The organism is Nitrosomonas eutropha (assembly GCF_900116685.1).
Taxonomy (GTDB): Bacteria; Pseudomonadota; Gammaproteobacteria; order Burkholderiales; family Nitrosomonadaceae; genus Nitrosomonas; species Nitrosomonas eutropha_A.
Genome location: NZ_FPBL01000001.1, coordinates 278456 through 304241, shown reverse-complemented (window position 1 = coordinate 304241; position 25786 = coordinate 278456). Strand labels below are relative to the sequence as shown.

At 50.2% G+C, this 25786-nt stretch carries 21 protein-coding genes, 1 tRNA gene and 3 pseudogenes; 14 read left to right on the top strand and 11 right to left on the bottom strand.

From position 1 onward, the window contains the following. Window positions 1–6: 6 nt before the first annotated feature. From cheA to BM331_RS01480, 7 genes are all read left to right on the top strand, one after another. Window positions 7–2133, top strand: a complete 2127-nt coding sequence (gene cheA / locus BM331_RS01515; RefSeq protein WP_074926346.1) for a chemotaxis protein CheA — start codon at window positions 7–9, stop codon at window positions 2131–2133. A 72-nt stretch (window positions 2134–2205) separates the two neighbouring features. Continuing rightward, on the top strand, window positions 2206–2727 hold the full coding sequence (locus BM331_RS01510; RefSeq protein ID WP_074926343.1) for a chemotaxis protein CheW: 522 nt from the start codon (window positions 2206–2208) through the stop codon (window positions 2725–2727). 86 nt (window positions 2728–2813) lie between these two features. Next, window positions 2814–5069 (top strand): methyl-accepting chemotaxis protein, encoded by a 2256-nt coding sequence (locus BM331_RS01505; RefSeq protein WP_074926340.1) that lies wholly within the window; start codon window positions 2814–2816, stop codon window positions 5067–5069. A gap of 215 nt (window positions 5070–5284) precedes the next feature. After that, window positions 5285–7630, top strand: coding sequence for a methyl-accepting chemotaxis protein (locus BM331_RS01500; protein WP_074926338.1), 2346 nt, complete (start codon window positions 5285–5287; stop codon window positions 7628–7630). Between the two features lie 319 nt (window positions 7631–7949). Further along, window positions 7950–8825, top strand: a complete 876-nt coding sequence (locus tag BM331_RS01490; protein WP_074926332.1) for a CheR family methyltransferase — start codon at window positions 7950–7952, stop codon at window positions 8823–8825. A 78-nt stretch (window positions 8826–8903) separates the two neighbouring features. Continuing rightward, window positions 8904–9488: a chemoreceptor glutamine deamidase CheD gene (gene cheD / locus BM331_RS01485; RefSeq protein ID WP_074926329.1), complete on the top strand. Its 585-nt coding sequence runs from the start codon at window positions 8904–8906 to the stop codon at window positions 9486–9488. 15 nt (window positions 9489–9503) lie between these two features. Further along, a complete protein-coding gene (locus tag BM331_RS01480; RefSeq protein ID WP_074926326.1) occupies window positions 9504–10571 on the top strand; it encodes a protein-glutamate methylesterase/protein-glutamine glutaminase in 1068 nt (355 codons plus the stop codon). A 198-nt stretch (window positions 10572–10769) separates the two neighbouring features. Here the strand turns inward: BM331_RS01480 and BM331_RS01475 are convergent, their stop codons facing one another. The 3 genes from BM331_RS01475 to argH all read right to left on the bottom strand — a co-directional run bounded on the left by BM331_RS01475 (window position 10770) and on the right by argH (window position 14765). After that, a complete protein-coding gene (locus BM331_RS01475) occupies window positions 10770–12311 on the bottom strand; it encodes a dynamin family protein (protein WP_074926323.1) in 1542 nt (513 codons plus the stop codon). 144 nt (window positions 12312–12455) lie between these two features. Then, window positions 12456–13361 (bottom strand): fructosamine kinase family protein, encoded by a 906-nt coding sequence (locus BM331_RS01470; protein ID WP_074926321.1) that lies wholly within the window; start codon window positions 13359–13361, stop codon window positions 12456–12458. An 18-nt stretch (window positions 13362–13379) separates the two neighbouring features. Continuing rightward, complete coding sequence (gene argH, locus BM331_RS01465) at window positions 13380–14765, bottom strand: argininosuccinate lyase (protein ID WP_074926318.1); 1386 nt, start codon at window positions 14763–14765, stop codon at window positions 13380–13382. Window positions 14766–14965: 200 nt separating this feature from the next. Between argH and BM331_RS01455 the strand changes: the two genes are divergently transcribed. From BM331_RS01455 to BM331_RS11365, 4 genes and pseudogenes are all read left to right on the top strand, one after another. Further along, entirely contained in the window at window positions 14966–15628 is a 663-nt protein-coding gene (locus tag BM331_RS01455; protein ID WP_074926313.1) for a hypothetical protein, read from the top strand. A 521-nt stretch (window positions 15629–16149) separates the two neighbouring features. Further along, window positions 16150–16551, top strand: coding sequence for a hypothetical protein (locus BM331_RS01445; RefSeq protein ID WP_074926311.1), 402 nt, complete (start codon window positions 16150–16152; stop codon window positions 16549–16551). A gap of 137 nt (window positions 16552–16688) precedes the next feature. Beyond that, window positions 16689–16903 (top strand): annotated as a pseudogene (locus BM331_RS11535) (IS3 family transposase); the annotation flags it as partial. 40 nt (window positions 16904–16943) lie between these two features. Beyond that, a pseudogene (locus BM331_RS11365) lies at window positions 16944–17394 on the top strand (IS5 family transposase); the annotation flags it as partial. Window positions 17395–17410: 16 nt separating this feature from the next. On the opposite strand, the pseudogene BM331_RS11360 reads toward BM331_RS11365, so the two are convergent. The 5 genes and pseudogenes from BM331_RS11360 to BM331_RS01400 all read right to left on the bottom strand — a co-directional run bounded on the left by BM331_RS11360 (window position 17411) and on the right by BM331_RS01400 (window position 22823). Continuing rightward, window positions 17411–18473 (bottom strand): annotated as a pseudogene (locus tag BM331_RS11360) (IS256 family transposase). A gap of 409 nt (window positions 18474–18882) precedes the next feature. Next, window positions 18883–19308 (bottom strand): RNA polymerase-binding protein DksA, encoded by a 426-nt coding sequence (dksA, locus tag BM331_RS01415; protein ID WP_011634192.1) that lies wholly within the window; start codon window positions 19306–19308, stop codon window positions 18883–18885. 362 nt (window positions 19309–19670) lie between these two features. Next, window positions 19671–21389, bottom strand: coding sequence for an adenylate/guanylate cyclase domain-containing protein (locus BM331_RS01410; RefSeq protein ID WP_074926302.1), 1719 nt, complete (start codon window positions 21387–21389; stop codon window positions 19671–19673). Next, on the bottom strand, window positions 21349–22200 hold the full coding sequence (locus tag BM331_RS01405; RefSeq protein WP_074926300.1) for an HDOD domain-containing protein: 852 nt from the start codon (window positions 22198–22200) through the stop codon (window positions 21349–21351). The genes BM331_RS01410 and BM331_RS01405 overlap by 41 nt, the downstream gene beginning before the upstream one ends. 293 nt (window positions 22201–22493) lie before the next feature. Next, window positions 22494–22823: a hypothetical protein gene (locus BM331_RS01400; RefSeq protein WP_074926299.1), complete on the bottom strand. Its 330-nt coding sequence runs from the start codon at window positions 22821–22823 to the stop codon at window positions 22494–22496. 289 nt (window positions 22824–23112) lie between these two features. Here BM331_RS01400 and BM331_RS01395 point away from each other — a divergent pair, with 289 nt between their 5' ends. Beyond that, the gene (locus BM331_RS01395; RefSeq protein WP_074926794.1) at window positions 23113–23661 is read left to right on the top strand and encodes a recombinase family protein; all 549 of its coding nucleotides are present in this window, start codon (window positions 23113–23115) and stop codon (window positions 23659–23661) included. On the opposite strand, the gene nadS is transcribed toward BM331_RS01395, so the two are convergent. Together nadS and BM331_RS11955 are read right to left on the bottom strand one after the other, a co-directional pair. Further along, entirely contained in the window at window positions 23662–23970 is a 309-nt protein-coding gene (gene nadS, locus BM331_RS01390) for a NadS family protein (protein ID WP_218154524.1), read from the bottom strand. It abuts the gene before it with no gap. Between the two features lie 175 nt (window positions 23971–24145). Beyond that, window positions 24146–24307, bottom strand: a complete 162-nt coding sequence (locus tag BM331_RS11955) for a hypothetical protein (RefSeq protein WP_218154523.1) — start codon at window positions 24305–24307, stop codon at window positions 24146–24148. 238 nt (window positions 24308–24545) lie between these two features. Here BM331_RS11955 and BM331_RS01380 point away from each other — a divergent pair, with 238 nt between their 5' ends. Next, the gene (locus tag BM331_RS01380) at window positions 24546–24977 is read left to right on the top strand and encodes a hypothetical protein (protein WP_074926295.1); all 432 of its coding nucleotides are present in this window, start codon (window positions 24546–24548) and stop codon (window positions 24975–24977) included. A gap of 12 nt (window positions 24978–24989) precedes the next feature. On the opposite strand, the gene BM331_RS01375 is transcribed toward BM331_RS01380, so the two are convergent. Next, window positions 24990–25080, bottom strand: a tRNA-Ser gene (locus BM331_RS01375). 161 nt (window positions 25081–25241) lie between these two features. Here BM331_RS01375 and BM331_RS01370 point away from each other — a divergent pair. Further along, on the top strand, window positions 25242–25733 hold the full coding sequence (locus BM331_RS01370; RefSeq protein WP_256214764.1) for a hypothetical protein: 492 nt from the start codon (window positions 25242–25244) through the stop codon (window positions 25731–25733). The last annotated feature ends 53 nt before the right edge of the window (window positions 25734–25786 follow it).

Here is a 25786-nt window from a genome sequence, read left to right as displayed (position 1 = left end):
GTCCTCATGAGTACTGATCTCGAACAGTTTTACCAGATATTTTTTGAAGAAGCGGGTGAGTTGCTGGCAGAGATGGAAACACGTCTGCTCAAACTGGATATTCTGTCACCCGATCCGGAAGATTTGAACGCGATATTTCGTGTAGCACATTCCATCAAGGGCGGAGCGGGAACCTTCGGGTTTACCGATATGACAGGACTTACGCATGTGCTTGAATCACTACTCGACAAGTTGCGCAAGGATGAACTCAAGTTACGCGCTGAAATGGTGGATACCTTTCTGCGTGCCGGAGATGTATTAAAAAATCAACTGGATGGGCACCGGGGCACTGGTTCTGCCGATCCGGCAGAAGTGGATGCCGTCAACCGCAAACTGAAAGAACTGGTGGCAAATACGATGGGCGATCACGCAACGTCCGTATCCACATCCGAATCGGTAGAGGAATCGACCCATGCTGTAAATACTGCTGAACGGGTTCCAGCGTCTGCTGAATCGGCATCCGTTGCAGAAAACGTTACCACTTACCGGATTGAATTTGATTGTGCTGATCTCGGCAAGTCAGTGATGGAGAAACTGTTAATTGATCTGGCGCGGCAAGGGCAACTGAAAAACCTGAGCGATCCGGATAACGAAACAATATGCATATTGAAGCTTGCCACGACTGACAGTGAGGAAGATGTCTGGGAGGCGCTGGCGTTTCTGGTTGATCCCACCAATTTATCCATCAAAATAGATGAAGGTGTGCCATCTGCTGCAGCTGTTTCCGGATCAATACTGGAATGCCAACAGGAGCAGCAACAGACGGTTGAAGCTGTATCAGAACAACAAGATACGCAGCCTGGTGCAGCCGTTGCCGATTCAGCCAGTCAAAAAACTCAACTGCCGGCCAAAAAAGCGGTCGCCCCACCGCAACATAAGTCATCCGCTGATCACGCCGGATCAGCCAGCGGTGAATCCTCTTCCATTCGCGTCGGTGTCGAAAAAGTGGATCAAATGATCAATCTGGTGGGGGAGCTGGTCATCACCCAGGCCATGTTGGCGCAAACTGCAAGCCAGATCGATCCGGTTATTTTTGAAAAACTGCTCAATGGCCTGAATCAGCTCGAACGCAATACCCGTGATCTGCAGGAAGCCGTCATGTCGATTCGCATGATGCCGATCAGTTTTGTATTTAGCCGCTTTCCCCGGGTAGTAAGAGATGTAGCCTCCAAGCTCGGCAAGCAGGTCAATCTCAAAACTCTGGGGGAAGGCACCGAGCTGGATAAGGGATTGATTGAAAAAATCACTGATCCGCTGACCCATCTGATCCGCAACAGCCTGGATCACGGCATCGAAACACCGGAAAAAAGAAAGGCACTGGGCAAACCTGCTCACGGCACGATCACCCTGCGGGCATCGCACCAGGGTGGCAGTGTCGTGATAGAGGTGATGGATGATGGCGCAGGGCTTAACCGGGAAAAAATTCTGGATAAGGCTCGCAGCCGGGGGCTGGCAATCAGCGAGAACATGACTGATCAGGATGTCTGGATGCTGATTTTTGAAGCCGGTTTTTCCACGGCGGAAGTCGTGACGGATGTTTCCGGCCGTGGTGTGGGCATGGATGTCGTCAAACGCAATATCGAGGGACTTGGTGGCCGGGTGGAAATCAATTCAGTGACCGGACAGGGAACGAAGATCTCAATTCGTTTGCCGCTGACGCTCGCCATCCTGGATGGATTGTCGGTATCGGTGGGAGATCAGCTATTTATTATCCCGCTGACCTATATCACTGAATCACTCAAACCGGCTGCAGAAGATATCCGCACCATACGAGGCCAGGGCCGGGTGGTGGAAGTGCGTGGCGAATACCTGCCAGTGATTGCTCTGCATGAAATTTTCAGCCTGGAACCGGAAGTGCATGAGATCCATGAAGGCATTCTGGTCATCCTCGATGCTGAGGGAAACAAGGCCGCCATGTTTGTCGATACGCTGGTCGGGCAGCATCAGGTGGTGATCAAAAGTCTGGAAAGTAATTATCGCCGTGTACAGGGCGTTTCAGGTGCAACCATCATGGGGGATGGCAGTGTCGCTCTGATACTGGATGCCGTGGGGCTGGTCAATGTCATGAAGCAGAAAATGATCCATGCAGCGTAATAAATTGATCAAACCTCTGTGGGAGAAGCCGTTAGAGCCGATACCTATGTGCACATTACTGAGGAGCAAACCATGTTGTTGACACAAGCTACGGCTACCACCACTGCTGCAGGTGAATCACCCGATTCAATCCAGGATCTTTCGTGCAGTGAATTTCTGATATTTCGGCTGGGAAAAGAGGAATACGGTATCGAGATTCTGAAAGTCCAGGAAATTCGCGGGTATGACGCCATTACCCGTATCGCCAACGCACCCGAATTTATCAAGGGCGTTATCAATCTGCGCGGCGTGATCGTACCGATCGTTGACATGCGCATCAAATTCAATCTGGGCGCAGCCCATTATGACCAGTTCACCGTGGTGATTATCCTGAATCTGTCCGGGCGAATTATCGGCATCGTGGTGGATGGCGTATCCGACGTGATCAACCTGGATACAGAGAATTTGCGCCCCACCCCGGAATTCGGCGGAGTGATTGATACCGAATACATCATCGGACTTGGCACCATAGAAGAACGCATGTTGATTCTGGTGGATATCGAGAAATTAATGAGCAGTTCAGAAATGGGTTTGCTTGAGCCGGCAGGCAAATAGCTTTGTGAATAGTCGCATGTATCAGTGGTTATGGCGGTGAGCACAGTATTTTAAAAGTTAAGTTACTTTATTTATCGGGAGCAAAAATGTTGCAGAACATGACGATTAAATCACGGCTGATTTTTGTTATTGGCCTGTTGTCTCTGTTACTGATCAGCGTGGGGGCAGTGGGGCTGTATGGCTTAAATCAATCCAAAGCGCAGCTGGAAACGATTTATCAGGATCGGGTGGTGGTGCTTGGTCATTTTTCAGAAATCCTGGACAAACTGCAGCAAGTACGCATGCATGCGTTATTGGCTGGCAATTCGCGTGATACTGCTGCTGCCAGGCAGCGGGCAGGGCAGGTGATTGAAGAAGATGCCGGCATCAGTGATCTCTGGCAAAAATTCAGCCAAACCTATCTGATTCCAGAAGAGCAATCGCTGGCCAATCGCTTTACTGAGCAATGGAGGGCTTATCAGGCTGCGCGTAATCAGACGCTCAATCATGCTGTTAATGGCAATTTTGATGCGGCAATGGAGAATACGCTTCAGGATGCCGGCCCCAAATATGAATCGGTACACGACACGCTGATGCAGCTGATCGAGTTACAAGAAAGTGTCACCGCACAGGAGTATGAACAACTGCAGGCAAATTCTTCCAAAATGATTATGGCCATGTTCCTGCTGGCGGCACTGGGAATCCTGTTAGCTGGCGTAATCGGTTCTGTACTGATTCGTGCTATCAGCCGCTCGATCAATCAGGCGGTGCAAGTAGCAGATGGTATTGCCAACGGTCATCTGGATCAGCGTATCGAAGTGACCGGCCATGATGAAATTTCCGTATTGATGAAATCGATGCGCAAGATGGTGGAAGTGCTGAATGGCTTTGTAGCTGCTCAGCAAAAAATGCAACAACAGCATGAAGCCGGTGCGATCAGCTACCGGATCCCTGCCGAAAAATTTCCGGGTAGCTACGGTGAAATCGCCAGTGCAGTCAATGATCTGGCAGCAGCACATATTGCCGTCAAAATGCGCGTGGTAGAGGTGGTTTCCCGTTACGCACAAGGGGATCTGTCGATGGATATGGATCGCCTTCCTGGTGAAAAGGCAAAAGTGACTGAAGCGGTAGACAAGGTCAAAAACAGCCTGCAGTCGGTCAATACCGAAATCAGGAATCTGGTGGAAGGTGCGGTGGCAGGTGATTTTTCCCGCCGTGGCAATGCAGATAAGTATCAATATGAGTTCCAGAGCATGGTGAACAATCTGAACCGGTTGATGCAGACTTGTGAAACCAGCCTGGAGGACGTTATTCGCATTATGGATGCCTTGGCAGATGGCGATCTGACTCAGAAAATTACCCGTGAATACCAGGGTATGTTCGCTCGTATGAAGGATGATTCGAATGTCACCGTGGGACAGTTGGCAAGCATCGTCAGGCAGATCAAGGAAGCCGCTGGGCTGATCACCACCGCCTCGAAAGAGATTGCCGACGGCAATACGGATCTTTCGCAGCGTACTGAAGAGCAGGCCGCCAATCTGGAAGAAACTGCCGCCAGCATGGAAGAGTTGACCTCAACCGTGAAGCAGAATGCGGACAATGCTCGCCAGGCAAATCAGCTCGCCGCTTCCGCGTCCGATGTGGCAATGAAGGGGGGCAAAGTTGTCGGTGAAGTGGTGCAGACCATGAGTGCGATTAATGATAGTTCCAAGAAGATTGTAGACATTATCAGTGTGATCGACGGCATCGCCTTCCAGACCAATATTTTGGCGCTCAATGCCGCAGTGGAGGCTGCTCGCGCGGGTGAACAGGGGCGCGGATTCGCGGTAGTCGCGACCGAAGTGCGCACATTGGCACAACGCTCGGCAGCGGCTGCCAGGGAAATCAAGGATCTGATCAGCAATTCGGTACACAAGGTTGAGGATGGTACCCAACTGGTGGATCAGGCTGGCAAGACAATGGAAGAAGTGGTGCTGTCAGTCAAGCGCGTGACCGACATCATGGGCGAAATCTCGGCCGCTTCCCAGGAACAGAGCCAGGGGATCGAACAGGTCAATCAGGCGATTACACAGATGGATGAAATTACGCAACAGAACGCGGCACTGGTAGAACAGGCAGCCGCCGCTTCCGAATCCATGCGTGAGCAGGCGGAACAATTATCACGCGCTGTGGCGGTATTCAAGCTGGAACAGGGATTTTCATCCAGTCATGCGGGTAATGCCCCATTTACTGAGCGACGCAGCCCGAACCGGGCAACTAACGTTGAGCGGTTACCACAAGCCAAAAATTCGCGAAAAACGACTGCTACAAGTTCTGCTGCCCCAGCTCCCACTGGCACGGATGGTGATTGGGAAGAGTTTTGAAATGGAGAACAAAACACCTGTCTTTGCGAATGTCCCTGCCTCGTCATTGTGACTGCAAGCGCAGTGAAGCAGGAAGCAATTTAGAAGCAAGGTGTTAAGGGTAACTGGGTTGCCACGGCCCAGAGGGCCTCGCAATGACGATCCTCCATGCAATGACAGGGGTGATGGATCTGTAATGCCGCATGGATAAAACAAACTTTTAAGGAAGCATGATCATGAGAGTCAATCTGCCGGTTACCAACGTGGAACATGAAATGCGGGATGGTGAATTCCTTGTTTCCAGGACTACACCCAAAGGGGTGATTACCTATATCAATGAATCCTTTGTCAGGATGAGCGGCTTTACTGAGCAGGAGCTGATTGGGCAGGCGCACAATATTATTCGCCATCCTGATATGCCACCGGAGGCCTTTGCCGATTTCTGGGACATGCTTAAGCAGGGCAGGCCATGGAGTGGCATGGTCAAAAACCGGAGCCAGGATGGCAGCAGTTACTGGGTGTATGCCAACGCAACACCGGTCAAGGAACATGGCAAAGTAACCGGCCATATGTCGGTACGCAGCAAGCCATCGCGCGAACAGATCCAGGCGACTGAGATACTGTATCGTCAGATGCGCGAAGGAACAACAAAAGTACGAATTGTTGCCGGGAACGTGATTGCAGATAACTGGCTGGGAGCATTGCACGAAAAATTCCACCATCTCAGCCTGAAAACCCGGATTATCGGGGTCTGTACCGTGCCATTACTGGTGATGGCGGGATCGGCCTGGCTGATGATGCAGGATCAATTCAGCCTGGCCTTTGCCGGAATGGGGGTGAGTGCCTGCCTGGCGGGTGGAATGGGTGTGTTGTTGTATCGCTGTATTCGCCAGCCGTTGGATACCATGATTCATCACCTGGACAAGATGGCGCAGGGGGATTACACCACCCAGATCACGATTGAGCGTGATGATGAAATCGGGAAGTTGACCGAAGCGCTTAAATCCATGCAGATTCGTGCGGGAATCGACTTTACCGAAACCAAACGGATGAATATTGAGAATCTGCGGGTACGCAATGCGCTGGATATTGCCACTTCCGCAGTCATGATTGCCAATAACAGTGGGATGATCATTTTCATGAACCGGATGGTGCGGGAAATCCTTGCCAAAGAGGAGGATGAAGCGGAAGTGCGCAAATCCCTGCAAAGCCGATTGAAAGCTCTGGCCAGTCAGCATCAGATTGATAACGTCAGGATCGGAGAGCGGACGTATTCACTGGTATTGATGCCGGTTACCAATGAATCCGGAGAACGAGTGGGGTCAGTAGTTGAATGGCGGGATCGCACCCAGGAGCTGACGATTGAAAGAGAGATCATGGATATCGTTCAGGCAGGTGTGGCAGGGGATTTCAGCAAACGTCTGACCTTGACCGGCAAGGGGGGATTCTTCAGGCAACTGGCCGAAGGTATCAACCGGCTGATGGAAAGCACATCTCAAGGATTGGATGAATTGGCCTCTATATTGGAAGCCATGGCGGAAGGCGATTTGACCCAGAAAATTACCCGTGATTATCAGGGAATGCTGGGCAGATTGAAGGATGATTCGAATTCAACCGTCACTCAACTGACCGGCATTGTCGCTCAGATCAAGGAGGCGGTCGGCCTGATTGGTACCGCTTCGAAAGAGATTGCCGACGGCAACACGGATCTTTCGCAACGAACCGAACAGCAAGCCGCCAATCTGGAGAAAACAGCAGCCAGTATGGAGGAGTTGACCTCAACCGTGAAGCAGAATGCGAGTAATGCACATCAGGCTAATCAGCTCGCTGCTTCCGCTTCCAGTGTGGCGGTGAAGGGAGGACAGGTTGTCAGTGAAGTGGTGCAGACCATGAGCGAGATCAACGATAGTTCGAAGAAGATTGTTGACATTATCAGCGTGATCGACGGTATCGCTTTCCAGACCAATATCCTGGCGCTGAATGCGGCAGTGGAGGCCGCCCGTGCTGGCGAGCAGGGACGCGGGTTTGCGGTAGTGGCGACTGAAGTGCGCACATTGGCACAACGTTCAGCGGCAGCAGCCAAGGAAATCAAGGAGTTGATCAATAACTCAGTGCTTAAGGTGGAAGATGGTACGCAACTGGTGGATCAGGCTGGCAAGACGATGGAAGAAATTGTGCAATCGGTCAAACACGTGACTGACATCATGGGCGAGATCTCAGCTGCTTCCCAGGAGCAGAGTCAGGGGATCGAGCAAGTTAACCAGGCGATTTCACAGATGGATGAAATCACGCAACAGAATGCGGCGCTGGTCGAACAGGCAGCGGCAGCTTCCGAATCTATGCGTGAGCAGGCGGAACAATTATCACGTGCTGTGGCTGTATTCAGACTGGAGCAGAACGCTTTATCCAGCCGAACAACTAATCAGCCATTCGTTGAACGGCGCGGCCCTGACCGTGCAACCAACGTTGAGCGGCTGACTCGATCCAAAAAGCCTCAGGCCGAAAACCAGAAGAAAATGGCTGCCAAGGGCTATGTTGCATCGATACCCACCGGCACGGATGGGGAATGGGAGGAGTTCTGAAATAGAACACAACGCACGTCTTTGCGAATATGACGGTGAGGAAGCAATCTCCCTCCTGCTGTCTTTGCGACTGCGAGCGTAGTGAAGCAGGAAGCAATCCAGAAGCAAGATGATAAGGGCACTGGATCACCATGCCACTGCGTGGCTCGTGAAGATGGCAGCAGAAATGGAACAAAGCAGCATATCCTTGCCCCGTCATTGCGAGCGCGGAAGTGCGAAGCAATCCAGTAGTAATGGTAACGAAGGCACCAGGTTGCCGTTCAAGTACTGGGTTGTCACGACCCAGAGAGCCTCGCAATGACAAGAAGGGAAGAAAGAAATGATGCATGAACACAAAGCACCGTCTTTGCGAGCGCCGCAGCCCAGTGAACACAATTCACGCGAATATGCATTCTCTGTGCGCGATTTCGAATGTATCAAGAAAATGATTTATGCGCGTGCTGGCATTGCGCTGGCCGAGAATCGTCAGGAAATGGTCTATACCCGTTTGTCACGACGTTTGCGTGCGACTGGCCTGAAAAGTTTCAGTGATTATCTGGAACAACTGGAAAGAGATAGCGAAGATGCAGAATGGGAATCCTTCGTTAATGCGCTGACAACCAATCTAACTGCTTTTTTTCGGGAAACCCATCATTTTCCAATATTGGCTGAGCATGTCAAAACGCGGCAACCCGGGCAGATCGTAAAGCTCTGGTGCAGTGCAGCTTCCACTGGGGAGGAGGCTTATTCGATGGCCATGACGATGGTGGAAACCTTTGATTCCCTGAAGCCCCCTGTGCGTATCCTCGCCACCGATATTGATACCGAGGTGCTGGCTGCCGCACGCGAAGGAGTTTATTCGCTGGATAGACTGGAATCCATGTCACCTGAAAGAATCAGGCGCTTCTTTCTCAAGGGAAAGAACCAAACTGCTGGATATGCCCGGGTCAGGCAGGAGTTGCGCGACATGATCATTTTCAGACAGCTCAATCTGCTGGAGGCCAGGTGGCCCATGCGCGGGCCGTTCAATGCGATTTTCTGTCGCAATGTCATGATTTATTTCGACAAGCCGACGCAATACCAGATTTTGCAGAAATTTGTGCCTTTACTGAATCACGATGGATTGCTGTTCATGGGCCATTCGGAGGTATTTCAACACGCTTCTGATCTGATCAAACTCATTGATAGAACTGTCTACAAGCCAGTTATCAAATAACAACAGACGGAGCTAAGGGTATGCATGTTTTTGCAGTAAAAACAGATCCGACAAATTACCACGCAACCCTATCCTGCCATGATTGATCCTCAATTTGCTTCGAGTTTTTATTTTGATCAACGTTTAAGTATTGATGCGGTCAAGCTGTTACCCGGAGAATATTTTGTAACCACTCGGGAGATGGTGCTGAGTACAGTATTGGGTTCCTGTGTTTCTGCCTGTATCTATGACCAGCAGAGCAGGGTAGGTGGTATGAATCATTTTATGCTGCCAAGTGGTGAAAATAGCAGTGGACTTCCGACTGAATGTGCACGTTTTGGCGGTTATGCGATGGGTATCCTGATTCGGGAGTTACTCAAAAACGGTGCGCGCAAACAAAATATGATCGCTAAGGTATTTGGTGGTGGCAACGTACAACCGGCCATGGTTACTTCAGCGATTGGCTCGCAAAATGCCAGGTTTGTAAAAGAATACCTGGCAGCGTGCGGGATTCCTATTCTGGCGGGGGATCTGGAAGGGTTTTATCCACGCAAGCTGCATTTTTTTCCAAAAAGCGGCCGGGTATTACTGAAGAAACTGTATGTATCGCGTAACGATACCATTGCTGAGCGTGAACAAAATTACAGCCGGTTACTGCTATCCACAGCGCAACCGGGAATATAGACTGAGGGGTAATCCATGAAAAAAATCAGTGTGCTTGTCATCGATGATTCTGCCTTGATTCGTAAATTGCTGGCTGAGATCATCAATAGCCAGCCGGATATGGAGGTAATCGGGGCAGCACCGGATCCATTGGTGGCGCGTGAAATGATCCGGACATTGAATCCGGATGTGCTGACGCTGGATGTGGAAATGCCCAAAATGGACGGGCTGGAATTTCTGGAGAAACTGATGCGGTTGCGGCCCATGCCGGTAGTGATGGTTTCCACGCTGACCGAATGTGGCTCGGAAACGACTTTCCGCGCACTTGAGCTGGGCGCAATCGATTTTGTCGCCAAACCCAGAATGGATATTCGCCATGGTCTTGAAGCTTATGGTAACGAGATTGCCGGCAAAATTCGTGCTGCCAGCACAGCACGTATCCGTCGCCTGGAGCCTGGCGGTGCTGCGAGCGGCAGAGTTTTGCAGATTCCGCGCCATCATGGGATCTCAACCGAAAAGCTGATTATTATCGGTGCATCTACGGGTGGCACCGAAGCCATCAAGGATGTGCTGATTCATTTACCACCGGATTGCCCGGGCATTTTGATTGCCCAGCACATGCCAGAAGGATTTACTCGTTCTTTCGCTGAACGACTGGATCGGCTCTGCAAAATCCGAGTGACGGAATCCGAAGGAGGGGAGCGTGTTTTACCTGGCCATGCCTATATTGCGCCGGGCCATTCTCATCTTCTGCTGAAAAAGAGTGGCGCCAATTATGTGACCGAACTGAGTCAGGCGGATCCGGTCAACCGCCATCGTCCATCCGTGGATGTGCTGTTCCAGTCCGCTGCACAGTGCGCCGGGAAGAATGCGGTTGGTGTGATTCTGACAGGCATGGGCAAGGATGGCGCAGCAGGAATGCTGGCAATGCATCATGCAGGTGCCTATAACCTGGCACAGGATGAAGCCAGTTGCGTGGTGTTCGGTATGCCCCGTGAAGCGATTACTGTTGGTGCGACTGATGAAGTGGTGCCCTTGCAGGATATGGCCTCACACATCCTGGCAAGACTGACTGGTACCGTCAGGCAGGCTGTTCGTATCTGATTATGTGTCCTGATATTCGTCAATAATTCGCTAATATCACCCGGTCAGGTACCGGCAACGAAGCAGGAAAGCTTGTCTTCTTGGGTGTCGCACCCTCTCCCAGAAAGGGCGGAGAGAGGTGCGTTATTTCCCCCTGAAGACTGACGTTACTGTCAAACCAGTTTATCCGCTCGTGCCGGTGTACAAATTACTGTCAAGTTATTTCTCCATCAATCTGCTTACTATTGAGTCTTTCTGGTTTTCAACATTTTCAGCTTGCTGTTTTTGCGGAAGATTCGCCTGCTGTTCTTGTTGTTCTGATTCTTGATGACCAGAAGGATCAGTGAACTGATCATTCAGCATCTGGATGTAATCATTAGCATCTTCCTTGACTTCAGCCAGGATACGCTGGTTTGTTGTATTCCAGCCAGCCGGACTTTTCAGGAACATGGGGCGGTAACCGGCAGTACTTTTACTGAAAGCGCGAGTGATTTGCTTGGAGGCAGTGTGGTCGTGGCTGTATTCAGTCGCAAGCTGTTTCAGAATACTGCGAGAGACACTTTTGCGAACAGTAAGATGGATGTAGCCAAGTACGCCCACTAAAAAAGCACCGGAGAGAATCGGCAGTATGCCTCCGGCAGAAATGCCGGCCATACAACGCTCAACCAGGTGCCAGCTTTCGGTAACGGTCAGTGCTGCCCCCGTCAATACCACCAGCAAACCGAGCAAGATGCTATCCAGCGTAAATACCTGGCCTCTCCATTGATCAAGTGCGGCTTCAAGCTTACTGACAACCTGCGTTTCAATGATGTTGGCCGTTTGTTCGAGCATGGCGGCAATCCGGTAGGAGCGTTCGATTTCGATCTGCTGCATGCGTGCACTGATGTCTGCCAGATCTTCCTCACACTTTTGTTCAAAACGTTCGCGCACTTGTGGATCGTCGATGGGGACAGCGGCATCCTTGTCATAAATCCGGTAGAAACGCCCGGCCAGCAATCCGGCCTGTGCCAGCGAACGCTGCCAGGCGGAAATGACTTCCTCGGGATTATCCTCCTTCGCTGTCACATCGATCTGGTTGAGGATGTACAGAAACTTGTTGGCATCCGGGCGATTGATGGTGGCGGCAACCAGATATTCAAGGGTGTCTTTCATGGCGCCGGGTTCCGGGTGGCGCGCATCGAAAAAGACCAGCACCAGATCAGACAGATCAATAATGTGTTGAGTAAGGCGCAGGGTGGAAGTGCGTTGGCTGTCTGCATCAAATCCGGGAGAGTCAATCAGAATTTTGCCACGGATTTTTTCTGACGGACAAGTTTTAAGCTGAACATAGGCATCGATGCGTTGCGGTCCGGTTTCTGCAATTTCCTCAATGTTATGACTGATCTGGTAGAACGGGAAACGTGGATCTGCATCAAGCGCCACGCCTGGTAGCGTCTTGACTTCATCGTGACGGCTGTAACAGATCACGGTGAATTTGTCATCGACTGCCTGATTACCGGTGCGCTGCAGGGACAGATTCAGGTAGGAATTAATGAAAGTTGACTTGCCTGATGAGAAAGTGCCCAGCACCGCGATCATTGGCCACCAGGTGACATAGGTGGCATATGACTCGTTCCGCTCCAGCAACCCGAGTGCCTGGGCGACGCTGTCCAGTTTTCTGAAGCTGTGTACAGCCTTGGTCAGAACCGGGTTATCCGGATGTTCTTCCGCGAGATGTTTTTCCAGATTGGCGAGATGTTTGAGGATATTGGTCGTACTCATATTTTATGATCCTTGTTTGATTGGTGAATGTTGGCGTTGAAAAGTATGGGTTTGTGGAGCGCTTTGTTTGTTATCCGGGTTAATTTTATTGCGACAGCAATCGCTTGACAAATGAATACATTAGTACGGCTATGCCTATCCACCTTAACCAAGTTCGGACAGTAATTTTTTCATAATTGTTTCCGCCTGACTCCGGTATTGTGATCCGAACAGGTTGAGATGGTTAAGGATGTGGTAAAGATTATAGAGCTGCTTGCGAGTGGAGTATCCGGCATCCACTGGCCAGGTATCGCGGTAGGCAGCATAAAAGTCTGGCGAAAATCTGCCAAACAGTTCTGTCATGGCCAGATCAGCTTCCCTGTCGCCGTAATAGACAGCCGGATCGAAGATGACCGGTTGTTCATCCGGATCGAAAGCGTAGTTTCCTCCCCACAGATCACCATGCAACAGCGATGGCTGCGGTGTGTAGCCCATAAAAAAATACTGAAATCCGGATAGCAGGCGTTCACCGAGCGATTGCAGCGAACCGGTGTAACCGTTTTTCCGGGCGAGATTCAGCTGATAGCCCAATCGCTGCTGACGCCAGAATGTCGTCCAGTCACTATCGGCTGTATTGCTTTGTGGCGTTGAGCCAATCGTGTTGTCACGTATCCACCCAAATTTTTCGGTAGTATGCCGATGCATATTAGCCAGCCCGATACCCAGTGTGGCTGTGTTACCCTGATTCTGCAAGTCAATGTATTCCAGCACCAGCCAGGCATAGCCATGCCCGCTGCCACTGCACAACGGTTGGGGAGTGCGTAGGTTGGCGGAATGAAGAATTTCTTTCAGCCCGGTTGTTTCAGCTTCAAACATGGTCAAATACTCGGCCTTGTTCAGCTTGATAAAGAACTGCTGATCCCGATTGCGAAGGCAGAAGGTCTGGTTGATACAACCTCCTCCAATCGAAGTGAGGTTCTCCGGGGTGAACGTCTGCCGGGTAAGTTGTGAAATTTGTGCGGCAATGGTTGCCCATGGAGGAGAGGCGGCTGGCTGCATATTCCGTTTCATTGCTGCTTCATTTCTGCTTCAGTCCGGCAACTGAGAACGTGCCCGGCAGATAGCCGCGCGCACCTGCTCTGGTGCGGTGCCGCCGGGATGATTGCGACTTTGCAGCGAACCTTCCAGTGTCAGCACCTCAAATACATCCTGTTCGATAATTGCGGAGAATTGCTGCAGATCCGCAAGCGAGAGCTCACCCAGGTCACATCCCTTGTTTTCAGCGAAACGGACTGCCTGGGCGACTGTTTCGTGCGCATCCCGAAAAGGAGTTCCTTTTTTGACCAGATAATCAGCCAGATCAGTTGCTGTGGCGTAACCACGCAATGCCGCCTGACGCATAGCTTCCGGATTGACTTGCAGCCCGGCCAGCATGTCGGCGTAGATCGTCAGCGTATCTTTCAAAGTGTCCACAGTATCAAACAGGGGTTCCTTGTCTTCCTGATTATCCTTGTTATAGGCCAGTGGCTGAGATTTCATCAGTGTCAGCAGCGCAACCAGATGGCCATTGATGCGGCCGGTTTTTCCACGTACCAGCTCAGGTACATCAGGATTTTTCTTTTGCGGCATGATGGATGAACCGGTGCAAAACCGGTCCGCAATGCGGATGAAGCCGAACGCCGGACTCATCCACAGAATCAGCTCTTCCGACAGGCGCGAGAGGTGCGTCATGATAAGCGCAGCGCTGGCACAGAATTCAATCGCAAAATCACGATCAGATACAGCGTCCAGCGAGTTATGGCAGATATCGTCAAACCCCAGTTCGCGTGCCACCTGTTCGCGATCAATCGGATAACTGGTGCCGGCCAGCGCTGCGGCTCCCAGCGGCAACTGATTGACACGTTTTCTGCAATCCTGCAGACGCTGGCCGTCGCGCAGCAGCATTTCATAGTAGGCGAGCAGATGATGTCCGAATGAAACCGGTTGCGCTACCTGCAAATGGGTAAAGCCGGGCATGATGGTGGCAGTGTGCTGTTCTGCCAGATCCAGCAATACATATTGAAGGGCATAGATGAGGTGGATGATCTCATCAATGGCAGCGCGCAGGTAGAGCCGAATGTCGGTGGCCACCTGGTCATTACGTGAGCGGGCAGTATGCAGTCTTTTTCCGGCATCCCCCGTCAGCGCCGTCAAGCGGCGTTCAATATTCAGATGTACATCTTCCTGCTCAAGCTGCCACTCAAACTGGCCATTTTTGATTTCCTCGCGAATCTGCGCTAATCCCTTTTCAATAGCTTCCAGATCGGTTTGCGGGATGATGTTTGTGGCTGCCAGCATACGTGCATGCGCAAGCGATCCCTGAATATCGTACTCGGCCAGTCGATAGTCGAATCCGATTGATGCGGTGTAGCGTTGTACCAGTAGCGCAACCGGTTCACTGAAACGACCTGACCAGATGTTTTTATCTTTTTCCACGGGAATATCTACTTACTGTTTGTTAGTTGAAAGCCTGCATTTTACCCGTAACCTGGAAAGAATCTGTACAAGACTGGCAGATTTCGCAACACATATGCATAATATGCGCAAGTTATTGGCAGCGCTGCTTTCCCTGAGAAAGGGAATGGTGGATAATTAGCGCCTTTCACTCGAGTCACTTATTAACGAAGGAGCAATTCATGTCGGATCAAAACACGCAGAACGGGGGCGATCAGTCCAAAGATAAGGTCGAATGGACCAAACCCGCTTCATTATTCAATATTCTGTGCAAAAAATGTGCGCCAATTTCCGATCTCCAGCATAAACAGCTGCCTTCGTGGTCAATACTGGTTTTTCTGGGTGTACTGCTATTGGTATTCGTCTGGAAGCAGATTGCTGTCAACCAGGCGGAATCACGGCTGGAGAAAGGCCAGGCTGAATTGGCCCTGAAGCTCGAACAGGAAAGCACGGCACTGGTTAAAAAGGCACGCGAATATGCAGACAGCCAGTATAACAAGGAAGAAGAACGCTTCGGCCAGGTACTGGCATGGGCAGTGCGTGGCGAACTTATCCGTAAGAACCTTGACCAGATTGACCAGTATCTCTCTGAACTCGTCAGAACAAAAGATACCGAGCGTGTCGTGCTGGTTAGTGACGAAGGAAAACTGCTGGTATCCACCGATAAAAGGCTGATCACTGAAGATGCATCGAATCTTTATCCGAAAGAAGTTCTCGATCTGCAAACCATTACCGTCAAATCAGACGTGGCTGGTAAAAAACTACTGGTTGTGCCCGTTATGGGGTTGAACAAACGTATGGCTACTATCATCATCAGCTACAACCCGCCCTCCCTGTCGAACTGATCATACACAGATTGCTGCCTGCAAACCCCCGTATAACGGGGGTTTTTTTATGCAAGATCACTCTGGCTGGCCGCAAGGTGTTCTTGGAACTGTCCGCCATCCGTGCGGGAGTTCGATGCTGTTGACATCAAGTGTCTACGTGAAACCCTGAAGAATGGCTGATGATTGATACCAGTTATTGTAAAGTTCATCCATATGCCAGCGGAGCCAGAGATAGTAATCAGGATATGATTCCAATTACAGATAGAAACAGAAGTTATAAAACCATATAACATGCTGTAAAATAATCATATTATGAATATTATTATTTTCACTTCTATCGAGAACTGGAATGAGACGCATAAAAGGGGGCTCAACACCTAATCGAGGATAAGCAAATTATCCCGATCAATATCGGAAGCCACGAGGTTGTTTATTAACCTGCGAATGACATGGCCCGGTAATTTCTGGAAGAGCCTGAATCATTCTTTTGTTGTCTGCTGTGTTATGCTTTTACGGAAAAGTTAAAGGAAAACAATACGATGGCACTGGCACAGGAAGATATCGCAGTTATTCAGGATCTGATCACAAAATCGCTGTCTGAGAGTCTGGAATCAGGTTTGGCAAATGTGCGCTACGAACTCGAACTGAGAGAACGGATCGTGCGCGTGGAGGAGGAATTAAAACACCAGCGGACATTGATGCTGGAAGGTTTTAAGCAGATGGACAAGCGCTTTGAGCAGATCGAAAAAAGGTTTGAACAGATCGATAGGCATTTTGAGCGGATCGATAAGCGGTTTGAACAAATGGAAAGACGTTTTGAGCAGGTCGATAAGCGGTTTGAATCATTAACTACACGTATCGACCGCTTTATGGTCTGGTCATTTGCTACTACGTTGACGGTAGGAGGTATGGTCATTGCCGCCATCCGGTTTTTACCTTGATCCTACCATGCCTGGCGGCATTTGGCTGTTCACTGATTCACATTGGTGAGCGTAAAGCATTGAATTTTGTTTAATGCATTCCGCAAGTGAATTGCCCCGAGTTTTGAGGAGGCTCCAATTTTTGAGAGAGTGGAGCCATGAATAAGCAAAACAAGTTTTCCCCTGAAGTTTGTGAGCGGTCTGTTCGCCTGGTTCAGGAGCATCGCGGCGAATATCCATCTGGGCGGCGGTTGAGTCAATTGTACCCAAGATTGGCTGTGTGTCCTCCACGTTGCTGGAGTGGGTTAAACGTAGCAAAATCAACGGTGGCACACGCAAAAGTCTGACGGGCAGCGAACGTGATCGTCTCAGAACCTGTTTGCAATCTATTTCTCACCCCTGATAATAGATGGATGAAGAGACCAAAATCCGCCAGTGATATCAGCCGAGAGAAGTTTGCTGAGATAGAGCCATTACTGCGCACTGGCTGTCAATGGAGATACCTGCCCGACAAGTTTCCCAAGTGGCAGAGCGTATATGCCTATTGGCGCAAATGGAGCGAGCCCGACCAGAATGGCGTCAGCCTGTTGGAGCGGCGCCCGAGAGAAGTTGGGGCGCAACGCTTGCAGCACGTTCCTGATCGTGGACACGCAAAGCGTGAAGAACACGGACACAGCGAGCCAGAAGGGCTATGACGCAGGCAAGAAGGTATCGGGCATCAAACGTCATATCGCGGTAGATACCCAGGGTTTGCCACATGCTATTGCGGTAACCACGGCAGAAGTGACTGATCGCAAAGGAGCTTTGCAGGCTTTGAAGCGCTGCAAACCGAGCTTGAAGCAAATCCAAAGTCTGCTGTGTGATAGAGCGGCTACGTCGATCAGCAAATTCGATCATAAAGCGGTTCATGGCAGATTTCCAGTCCAGGATTGGCATGGTCCACTTTTTGGACGTAGCCTGTGGAAAAATAGACCACCTTCAATGCTGATTTGTCTGTAGGAAACACCTTGCGCTGTCTGGTTGCCTTGCGGATGACGCTGTTGAGTGACTCGATGTAGATCACCCTGCGAATCTCGGGTGGGTAGTCAAACAGGGTAATCAGGTTGGGCCAGTGGGCGTACCATGATTTGCTGATTTGCTGCGGGTACTGCTGCTCATCCCACTGCTCGGCAAAGCGCTCCAGAACAAGCTTGTGCTGCCCCCTCGGCAGGCGCCTGATAAACCGCCTTCAGAGCGGTCGTAATGGCTTTGTAATCCTTCCAGGACACGTACTTCAGTGAGTTCGCACCATGTGCACAATGCACAGCTGAACGCGTGCTTGCGGGTATTCAGCAGCAATAGCGTCGGGGAAGCCCTTGAGTCCGTCCACGCAGGCAATCAGGATATCCTGCAGCCCGCGATTCTTCAGCTCACTCAGTACCGACAGCCAAAACATGGCTCCCTCGTTTTCAGCCAGCCACATGCCCAACAGCTCTTTACGGCCCTCCCTATTGATGCCAAGTGCAAGGTACATCGATTTGTTGATGACTCGGTTGTTCTGCCGGATTTTCAATACAATACAGTCCAGATAAACAATCGGGTAAATCGCATCCAGTCTGCCATTCAATCACGGTATCCAGTACACGGTCTGTCACTTTAGAGATCAAGGTGGGCGACACATCAGTGTCGTACATTTCCCTGAACGCATCGACAATGTTGCGTGTGCTCATGCCCTTGGCGTAAAGCGCCAGAATCTGGTCATCCATCTGCGTCAGACGGGTCTGGCCCTTGCGCACGATCTGTGGCTCAAAAGTACCAGCCCGGTCACGTGGCACTTCAATGCCTACTTCACCGTGGGCACCCTTCAGACACTTGGATGATGTGCCGTTGCGGCTGTTGCCTGAACCACGCCCGGCAGGATCATGCCGGGCATAACCAAGGTTGCTCGTCCAGCTCGGCTCCAAGGGCTGCTTCAACAGTCATTTTAACCAGCTGCTGGGTCAGGCTGCCCAGGTCTGCTTCAGATCGAGTTCGTTCATTGTATCAGTAGTTATGGAAAATTCCTTCACAGGGTAGGAAAGCTTGGGCACTTACACAATAGATTTTACAGTCTTGATTTTTTTTGTTATGCGCGCAGCTTATTTGGAGCCTTTGGGCGTTAGTTTCCGTGTTGTCGCGGAAAAACTTAAAGTCTCTCCTTCTATGTTCCATAGATTGATAAAAGGCCAAAATAACATCAGTTCCGAAATGGCGTTGTGCCTGTCCAAAACATTGGGACGTATACCAGACAAGAAGGTAAAAAGAAGTGGTCACGATTCCGGCAGGTTGCCGGAATCGTGTGTAGTTATCTGCATTTGCCAAGTGCAGGCTGTGTTATTTGGCGACTTGTCTTTCCCGGATTTCGTCCAGGGTCTTGCAGTCGATGCAAAGTGTTGCTGTTGGCCGAGCTTCCAGTCGCTTCAAGCCAATTTCGATACCGCACTTTTCGCAATAACCATAGTCACCTTCATCAATTTTGGTGATAATTTCACCAATTTTCTTGATCAGCTTGCGTTCGCGGTCACGGCTGCGCAGTTCCAGTGCCATGTCGGATTCCTGGGTGGCCCGGTCAGCCGGGTCAGCAAAGATCGTGGATTCTTCCTGCATGACATGCACAGTACGATCTATTTCCTTGCCAAGTTCAGCCCGCTGGACTTCCAGTATTTTCCGGAAATGCGCCAATTGCTCCGGACTCATGTATTCCTCACCTGCTTTGGGTTCATAAGGGGGAATGGTGTTTGATTCTAATTGTTTACCCATTCGTGACATGCTCCTTCTGATAGTACGCTTTATAGTTGTAGAGTTGAGGAAAAGAAATCTGTCATCAATACCAGAAAGAATAAGGAATAGCAAGTTTTCATGTGGAAATGTTAGCCTAAAGCGGTAATGTCCCCTTTTCTTGTTTTGTGGGGTAACGATGGAGTGGGTGCATTGTAATGCGTTGTCGCGAGGTGGATCAGCTTGGAATTATTATCCGAACGATAGTAGCGACGAGGTAATGCTGACAAGAGTAAGGCGACTGGTATGCCGATATCGGGAGGTAAGAATTCTCCTGGCTCTGTATTTTATTCCCGCCGAGATCACACAAGGTTATATGGCGGTGCTCAATGATCTCCTTGAATTTAATCTCTCGAACGGGTGATAAAAATATCATGCAAAAGAGATTGGCTGGTTGTCTGGACGTAGCGGACAGCCTGCTTGTTGCGTTTTCCTTTCAGTTTGAGATAAAAGCGCTTGCTGAAGCTGATCTCGGTGTGATCAATCTGTGCAATGGTTTCATGCAATTCCTCACTAATCAGTATCGCGCCTGGACAACAACTTTTCTCAAGTCGGGCAGCGGTATTCACAACATCACCAATTGTTGTCCAGTCTAGCCTGCCTGAAGTACCGACATTGCCAATCACAACCTTTCCCCAGTGGATGCCGATACGCAACAGCAGCAGATCCTTGCTGGCACGCATCCGCAGGCTATTGAAGTCGTGGGAATGTTTGTGGATGTCGAGCGCAGCCAGTACGGCTTTGTATGGTTCCTTGAAGAGCGCCATGACGCAATCGCCCATGAACTTGTCGATGACGCCTTCATGCTGTTTGACGGCTTTTGTGATTCTGCCAAGTATCAGATTGAGCGTATGGATAACAGATTCTTCTTTTTCATTATTTTCTACGTAAGTGGTAAAGCCGGCAATATCGCAAAACAGAACGGCAAGCTGACATTCTTCATTAGGGAGTGCATTGCCACCCAGCCGGACGACTTCTCTGGCTTTCTGCTCGACTAACTGAGGCACATAATTACGAGTGATGTTATGCACGCGGGCTTCGTTAAGGATAGAACCTTCTGCCAGTGTGTCAGTGGCCTTGTGATCCAACGATACGATTTGCCACATCGTGTGGATCGTCATGTCATGATGACGGTAACCGCTGATATTGAAAAGTATCGATAGGCTGTCATCATGAGGTAGCCTGATGCGGGTTCTGTAGTTCTCGAACAAACCATCCTGTAATTCCAGTGCAAGTCCCCACAACACATCATTATAAAAATGGCCGGGAATAATACCTGCAAGGATATGTGCTGAAACAGGCGATACTTCCAGCTTCAGATTGTTGAGAATTGCGGGGGACATAGTCAGAATATCCCCCGCGCTGGAGAAAACGATAATGCTGTAGTTCAGCTTGCTGAAAATAACCCGGGCTTTATCTGATTCCTCCGCACGGGTCAGTAATTGGGAGTGTCCTGTTTGCGACGAATGGAGAGAATGTTCAGCGATATGCCTTACTATTCTGGCAGCAGAATATCCTGGTGGATGCTCTCTGTGAGTCTGTTTTGACAATGCGAATCCGATTGCTCTGGCAAGCTTGTTATCCAGATAGGCGCTATCGTCACAGCTGATCGGGTATTCAATTTGTATCAAAGTATCTTTTTCTTCAGAGAAAGTCAGTGTGATCTGAAAATTGTTCCTTTTGCAGAATTGCTCGATATTCCGGTCACCATGCATAACCAGTTCGTTTTGCAGGAGTTCATTAAATACGCTATTCCTGCTGGCGATATCAAGACTGAGATCACCCTCAATTGCCTGCTGGAAAGCATGGCGATGCATGGTTCTGACCAGATTTGTAATCAGCTTGTGTAACAGCAGTACGGTTGAATCCAGCAGGCGTGGGCAGCATAAACGCTCCAATGAGCATGTAATTTTCCGTTCAAGCTCCTGCCAGATATTTTGCTCAAGCGAAGTGATGATGATCGAGTGACTGGATCGAATGGCAACCGCCCCGGCTTCACTTGAACCTGCTAAAAAGGGTGCTTTAGCTGTGATCATTTGCGCAGAATTGATAGATTTCATCATCGATCAATTTTTGAAAAAATGCTTCGTCGAGCAGGTAATCGGCATATTCTTCATTTAGTCCGTAAGCGATCAATTTCTCCTTGCGAACATCCAGATCACAGGGGTTGGCACCAATACCAGCACCTTTGATTAGATTATTGGCAATGGCCAACCAAAGCAGGATTTTATTTTCAGCTTGTCCGGGTGCCAGCTGATCGAGATCAGTGCCGATATATAGTTGAAATTGCGATGGGAGTTTCCATGCCCTGACCGCTTGCTCACCAATCTGATAATGATCTGTCCCCAGAAATCTCTGCTCCGCCTCTCTGCTTGAGCAATCACTCTCAAGTGCATAGGTAAGGGCATCCATATAATCTTTGCGTGCATGGGTAAAGAGCAGAATCTTACCAATATCATGCACCAGGCCGGCAACAAAAGCCTCTTCACAATCCGCTGATTTACCTAATTCAGAACAGATGTTGTAACTTGCAATTGCAACTAACAATGAGTGCTGCCAGATATGTGTACGTACTAATGCATTTTTGTTTTTGGAGAATACCGAGCGTGAAAAGGCTAGTATGACCAGAGAACGGATGATGTTGATTCCCAGCAGACTGATCGCGATAGGTAGTGTTCTAATTGGCTGACTGCGGTTATAGATAGGTGAATTAGCCACTCTGAGAATGAATGATGCCACCACCTGATCAGAGCGCAACAAGCGATCCATCTCCCTGAAACAGTTTGGGGATTCTTCATCAATCTCAATAATCCTGGAAATAATCTCCGGCTGCGTGGATTTTATTGTTTTGTAGTCAATGGTGCATCGATTCATAGCTTATGCGCGGCAATAAAAGTTTTTATGTTGTTATGAGTTAAAACAACGGCATTTATGAAGCAGGCTTGATAAACAGCTGAAGAAATATATGAAATTTGCCTGGACTGCTTGGCGATTATTCTCAAAGAGCATGTTTAAAATGGTAGTCAGCTAGTTTGTACAGGGGCTTATGTGTTTTCTTCGATAAGGATTTTTTGGCTGATGTGGTGTTCTGGCGGGCCATGAGGATTCAACCTCGAACCCTGCCGAGGCTGAAATACTGCAAATATTAGCGGAATGGGAGGAAGAACTTAAGAAAAACGGCTCACCAGCCTTTCAATCGAAAGTGGAGGTGCAGCCATGAGCCTCGACCGTCCGCCAATCACCAGGGAATTCCAGCGTGCTACCACGCCAGCAGCACCCCCGCACAAAAAAGACAGGCCGCCGCCCCGGTTGAATTCACGGTTATTGCACCGTTCCGCTGTATCCGCAGAAGCATCGTTGACGTTGTCGAATTGCGCCTGAACGGCTTCGCGCATTTCTTTTTCCGTGGGTTCGGTTGCCCATGCGGGCATTCCTGCCAGAGTGAAGCCAAGCCCAAGGATGGCTCCTTTGATCCATGCCTGAGACATTACGGCCATAGTTATTCGATGGCACCTTTTGGTTATACCTTGCATAAAAATCCTTTTTAAGTCTGGGAAATAAAAAATGCATGGATGCCTCACAAAGCTCCAGCGGCGGCTTGTTCCATAATGGAACGTCTTCGGAACATATGCTCCGGGCTGCGCAAAGCAGGGCGTTTTCTTGGTTAGATTTGATTCGTGAGGCCACTTTGATATAATTCCTAAAATGTTCCTTTGTGGAACACAAACAAGAATAATGGCCCTACACGCTATGCGCGTAGCAGCGCAGCAAGGGGCGCGGCAAAGAATGAAGGTTGGATATGCCCGCGTCTCGACCGAAGACCAGAGCCTTGATGCCCAGCGCGATCAACTCCGCGCTGACGGCTGTTCAGAAATCTTTGAAGAAAAAATCACCAGCAAGAAAGACCGCCGCCCCGCACTGGATCAGGCGCTGGCCCTGCTACAACCCGGCGATACGCTGGTAGTGTGGAAGCTGGACCGGCTGGGCCGCTCGGTCAAACACCTGACAACCCTCCTCCATGATCTGGAACGGCGCGGCGTATGCTTCCGCTCGATCTCAGACGGAATCGACACGGGCACGCCGACAGGCAAGCTGCTGTTTCACGTTCTCGGAGCCATTGCCGAGTTTGAAGCTGCGCTGGTATCGGAAAGAATAAAGATAGGCCTGCAAGCCGCTAAACAACGTGGCAAGCAACTAGGCCGCCCACGCCGCCTTGAAGCGCATCAGGTCCGCCAGGCTGAAATGCTACGTACCCGTGAGAACCTGACTTATGAAGACATAGCCACCCAGCTCAAGGTCGGACGAACTACGCTGTGGCGGGCGGGGATCAGGTAATCAGTTTTCAAGCGCGGCCTGTGCTTCCGTAGGCATCTTTTCGATGACGCTCAAGTAAGCCGCTGCCGTCGCATCAGGCTGCCGTCGCCCTTGCTCCCAGCCCTTGAGGGTTGCCAAGGGGATACGATAGGTTGAAGCAAAGGCTTGCTGGGACATTTTCAGACGTTGGCGCAGGCTCCGTACGTTGGGTACATGCACTACATGCACCCGAGCACTCTTTGTCTGCCCTTTGGTAAAAGCAACCGCTTGATTCAAGCTCTCGATCAGATCGTCACCAAAATTCATTCCCATTTCAACCTCCTTTCGCACTATGCTGTTCTTTCAGTAATGCTGTTAACCTCGTTACCTGCTGTTTTTGCTCGGGCGTTAAGTCCACACTCGTGGATTTTGCATAGGCCAGCAGCATATAAATAGGTGCATCTGTGTGATAGTAGAAATAGATCACCCGAGCACTGCCGCGTTTACCTGTTCCCGCTCTGGCCCATCACAGCTTCCGGACGCCTCCTGTTCCCGGGATCACAACCCCGCTTTCTGGATTCCGCGCCACATAATCAATCAACTTGGCCCGCTCATCGTCTGCCCAGATTCCTTCTGCCAGATGCAGGAACGCAGGCGTTTCAACAATGGTGATAGGCTTCGTTTCCATTTTTTATGGTACGTCATTGACGCCCTTTTTGCAAGAAAAGGATAGCAGGGATACCCAGTGATTCAAAACTGGCAGGATAGGGTCCATGGGCTTTAGCCTGAAAACCACGTCTGTCGCAACGTGTTGATTTTCCAGAAATTGAAAGCACATAGTTGGGAACACAAGCGGGGTCGTCCACCGCCGCGCCAGCGCACCCAGGTCAGGGTGCGCTGGCGATATTGGTATTAACGGCAAGGGTATGCAGCCCACGGTGCATCTGTTCAAGGCGGCGCGTCGTACCATGCTCAAGGATCTTTGGGATCATCGCCTTGCCACGAGCGTGGAGCGCGTCAAGGCGGAGTTGGTGAAGGTGGAACGACAGGTCAACCAGTTCCTTGACCGGATTGCCGATGCGTCTGTCCCGTCGGTGATCGCGGCCTATGAAAGTCGTATCAAGGTGCTGGAAGATCGAAAGATCGGGCTGGTTGAAAAGATCGGCGCCACCGGGCGTCCGGCCCGCAGCTTTGACGAAACACTTAGAACGGCGCTACAAGTCCTTGTCAGCTATGGAATTCTGATCGTTTTGAAGATAAGCGCACGGTGCTCAAATTGGCTTTTGCCGACCGGCTGGTTTACAAAAGAAACGAGGGTTTTAGAACCCCTCATTTTTCTTTGCCCTTTAAGGCCTTAGCTCATTTCAAAATGGCGGAGAAGGCGGGATTCGAACCCGCGGTACGGTATTACCGTACACACGCTTTCCAGGCGTGCACCTTCAGCCACTCGGTCACTTCTCCTTTTGATTTTCCTGCTTAGCGGGCCGTAAAGGATAAACCAGATTGATGCAGGGAGCAATAAGCGGTGTGTTTTATTCCTTTGGAGTGTTTACTAATGTTTGTGATATGGCGAAAATGATGTGTTTTCAGCCAGCACTGCAAAAAAAAACGAGGAGGCCAATTTGAAGAAGATTTTTATATTTGCTTTGGGTTTTATTGTGGCAACTGCCATGGCCGCTGGTGTTGATCAGCGCCAGGTTTTACCTTTGAGTGAAATGCAGCGCAATCATCTGCTGGGTGAGATGCGTATGCTGCTAACCGGTACAGGTGCCATTCTAGAAGCGCTTGCACAGGATGACAGGGCGGCTGTCGCGCGTCATGCTCGTTCGCTTGGGGTGGAGATGCCGCATAAGATGGAAGGGCATATAGATAAAGTCCTGCCCGAACAGTTTATGCTGATGGGTATGGCTCTGCATCAGGATTTTGACAGGATTGCACAGGATGCAGAATCCGGGAAGGATACCAGGCATATGTTGCAGCAATTGAGCGAGGCGTTGGGACGTTGCGCCGCATGTCATGCTATTTATCAAATTGGTACTACTGGCCAGCAATCCGGCAAGCAGGGTTCACAAAATGTTCATGGGAAACATGAGGCACATTCGCATACCCGGTAGATTACAGCGTGTGCAGATCATGATGATGAGGTCCGACTACTTTTTCTCGGAGA

What these genes read in the sequence shown, in the direction of transcription:
- cheA (WP_074926346.1), top strand. Translation starts at nt 7, where the DNA reads ATGAGTACTGATCTCGAACAGTTTTACCAGATATTTTTTGAAGAAGCG.
- BM331_RS01510 (WP_074926343.1), top strand. Translation starts at nt 2,206, where the DNA reads ATGTTGTTGACACAAGCTACGGCTACCACCACTGCTGCAGGTGAATCA.
- BM331_RS01505 (WP_074926340.1), top strand. Translation starts at nt 2,814, where the DNA reads ATGTTGCAGAACATGACGATTAAATCACGGCTGATTTTTGTTATTGGC.
- BM331_RS01500 (WP_074926338.1), top strand. Translation starts at nt 5,285, where the DNA reads ATGAGAGTCAATCTGCCGGTTACCAACGTGGAACATGAAATGCGGGAT.
- BM331_RS01490 (WP_074926332.1), top strand. Translation starts at nt 7,950, where the DNA reads ATGATGCATGAACACAAAGCACCGTCTTTGCGAGCGCCGCAGCCCAGT.
- cheD (WP_074926329.1), top strand. Translation starts at nt 8,904, where the DNA reads ATGATTGATCCTCAATTTGCTTCGAGTTTTTATTTTGATCAACGTTTA.
- BM331_RS01480 (WP_074926326.1), top strand. Translation starts at nt 9,504, where the DNA reads ATGAAAAAAATCAGTGTGCTTGTCATCGATGATTCTGCCTTGATTCGT.
- BM331_RS01475 (WP_074926323.1), bottom strand. Translation starts at nt 12,311, where the DNA reads ATGAGTACGACCAATATCCTCAAACATCTCGCCAATCTGGAAAAACAT.
- BM331_RS01470 (WP_074926321.1), bottom strand. Translation starts at nt 13,361, where the DNA reads ATGAAACGGAATATGCAGCCAGCCGCCTCTCCTCCATGGGCAACCATT.
- BM331_RS01455 (WP_074926313.1), top strand. Translation starts at nt 14,966, where the DNA reads ATGTCGGATCAAAACACGCAGAACGGGGGCGATCAGTCCAAAGATAAG.
- BM331_RS01445 (WP_074926311.1), top strand. Translation starts at nt 16,150, where the DNA reads ATGGCACTGGCACAGGAAGATATCGCAGTTATTCAGGATCTGATCACA.
- dksA (WP_011634192.1), bottom strand. Translation starts at nt 19,308, where the DNA reads ATGGGTAAACAATTAGAATCAAACACCATTCCCCCTTATGAACCCAAA.
- BM331_RS01410 (WP_074926302.1), bottom strand. Translation starts at nt 21,389, where the DNA reads ATGATGAAATCTATCAATTCTGCGCAAATGATCACAGCTAAAGCACCC.
- BM331_RS01405 (WP_074926300.1), bottom strand. Translation starts at nt 22,200, where the DNA reads ATGAATCGATGCACCATTGACTACAAAACAATAAAATCCACGCAGCCG.
- BM331_RS01400 (WP_074926299.1), bottom strand. Translation starts at nt 22,823, where the DNA reads ATGGCCGTAATGTCTCAGGCATGGATCAAAGGAGCCATCCTTGGGCTT.
- BM331_RS01395 (WP_074926794.1), top strand. Translation starts at nt 23,113, where the DNA reads ATGAAGGTTGGATATGCCCGCGTCTCGACCGAAGACCAGAGCCTTGAT.
- BM331_RS11955 (WP_218154523.1), bottom strand. Translation starts at nt 24,307, where the DNA reads ATGGAAACGAAGCCTATCACCATTGTTGAAACGCCTGCGTTCCTGCAT.
- BM331_RS01380 (WP_074926295.1), top strand. Translation starts at nt 24,546, where the DNA reads ATGCAGCCCACGGTGCATCTGTTCAAGGCGGCGCGTCGTACCATGCTC.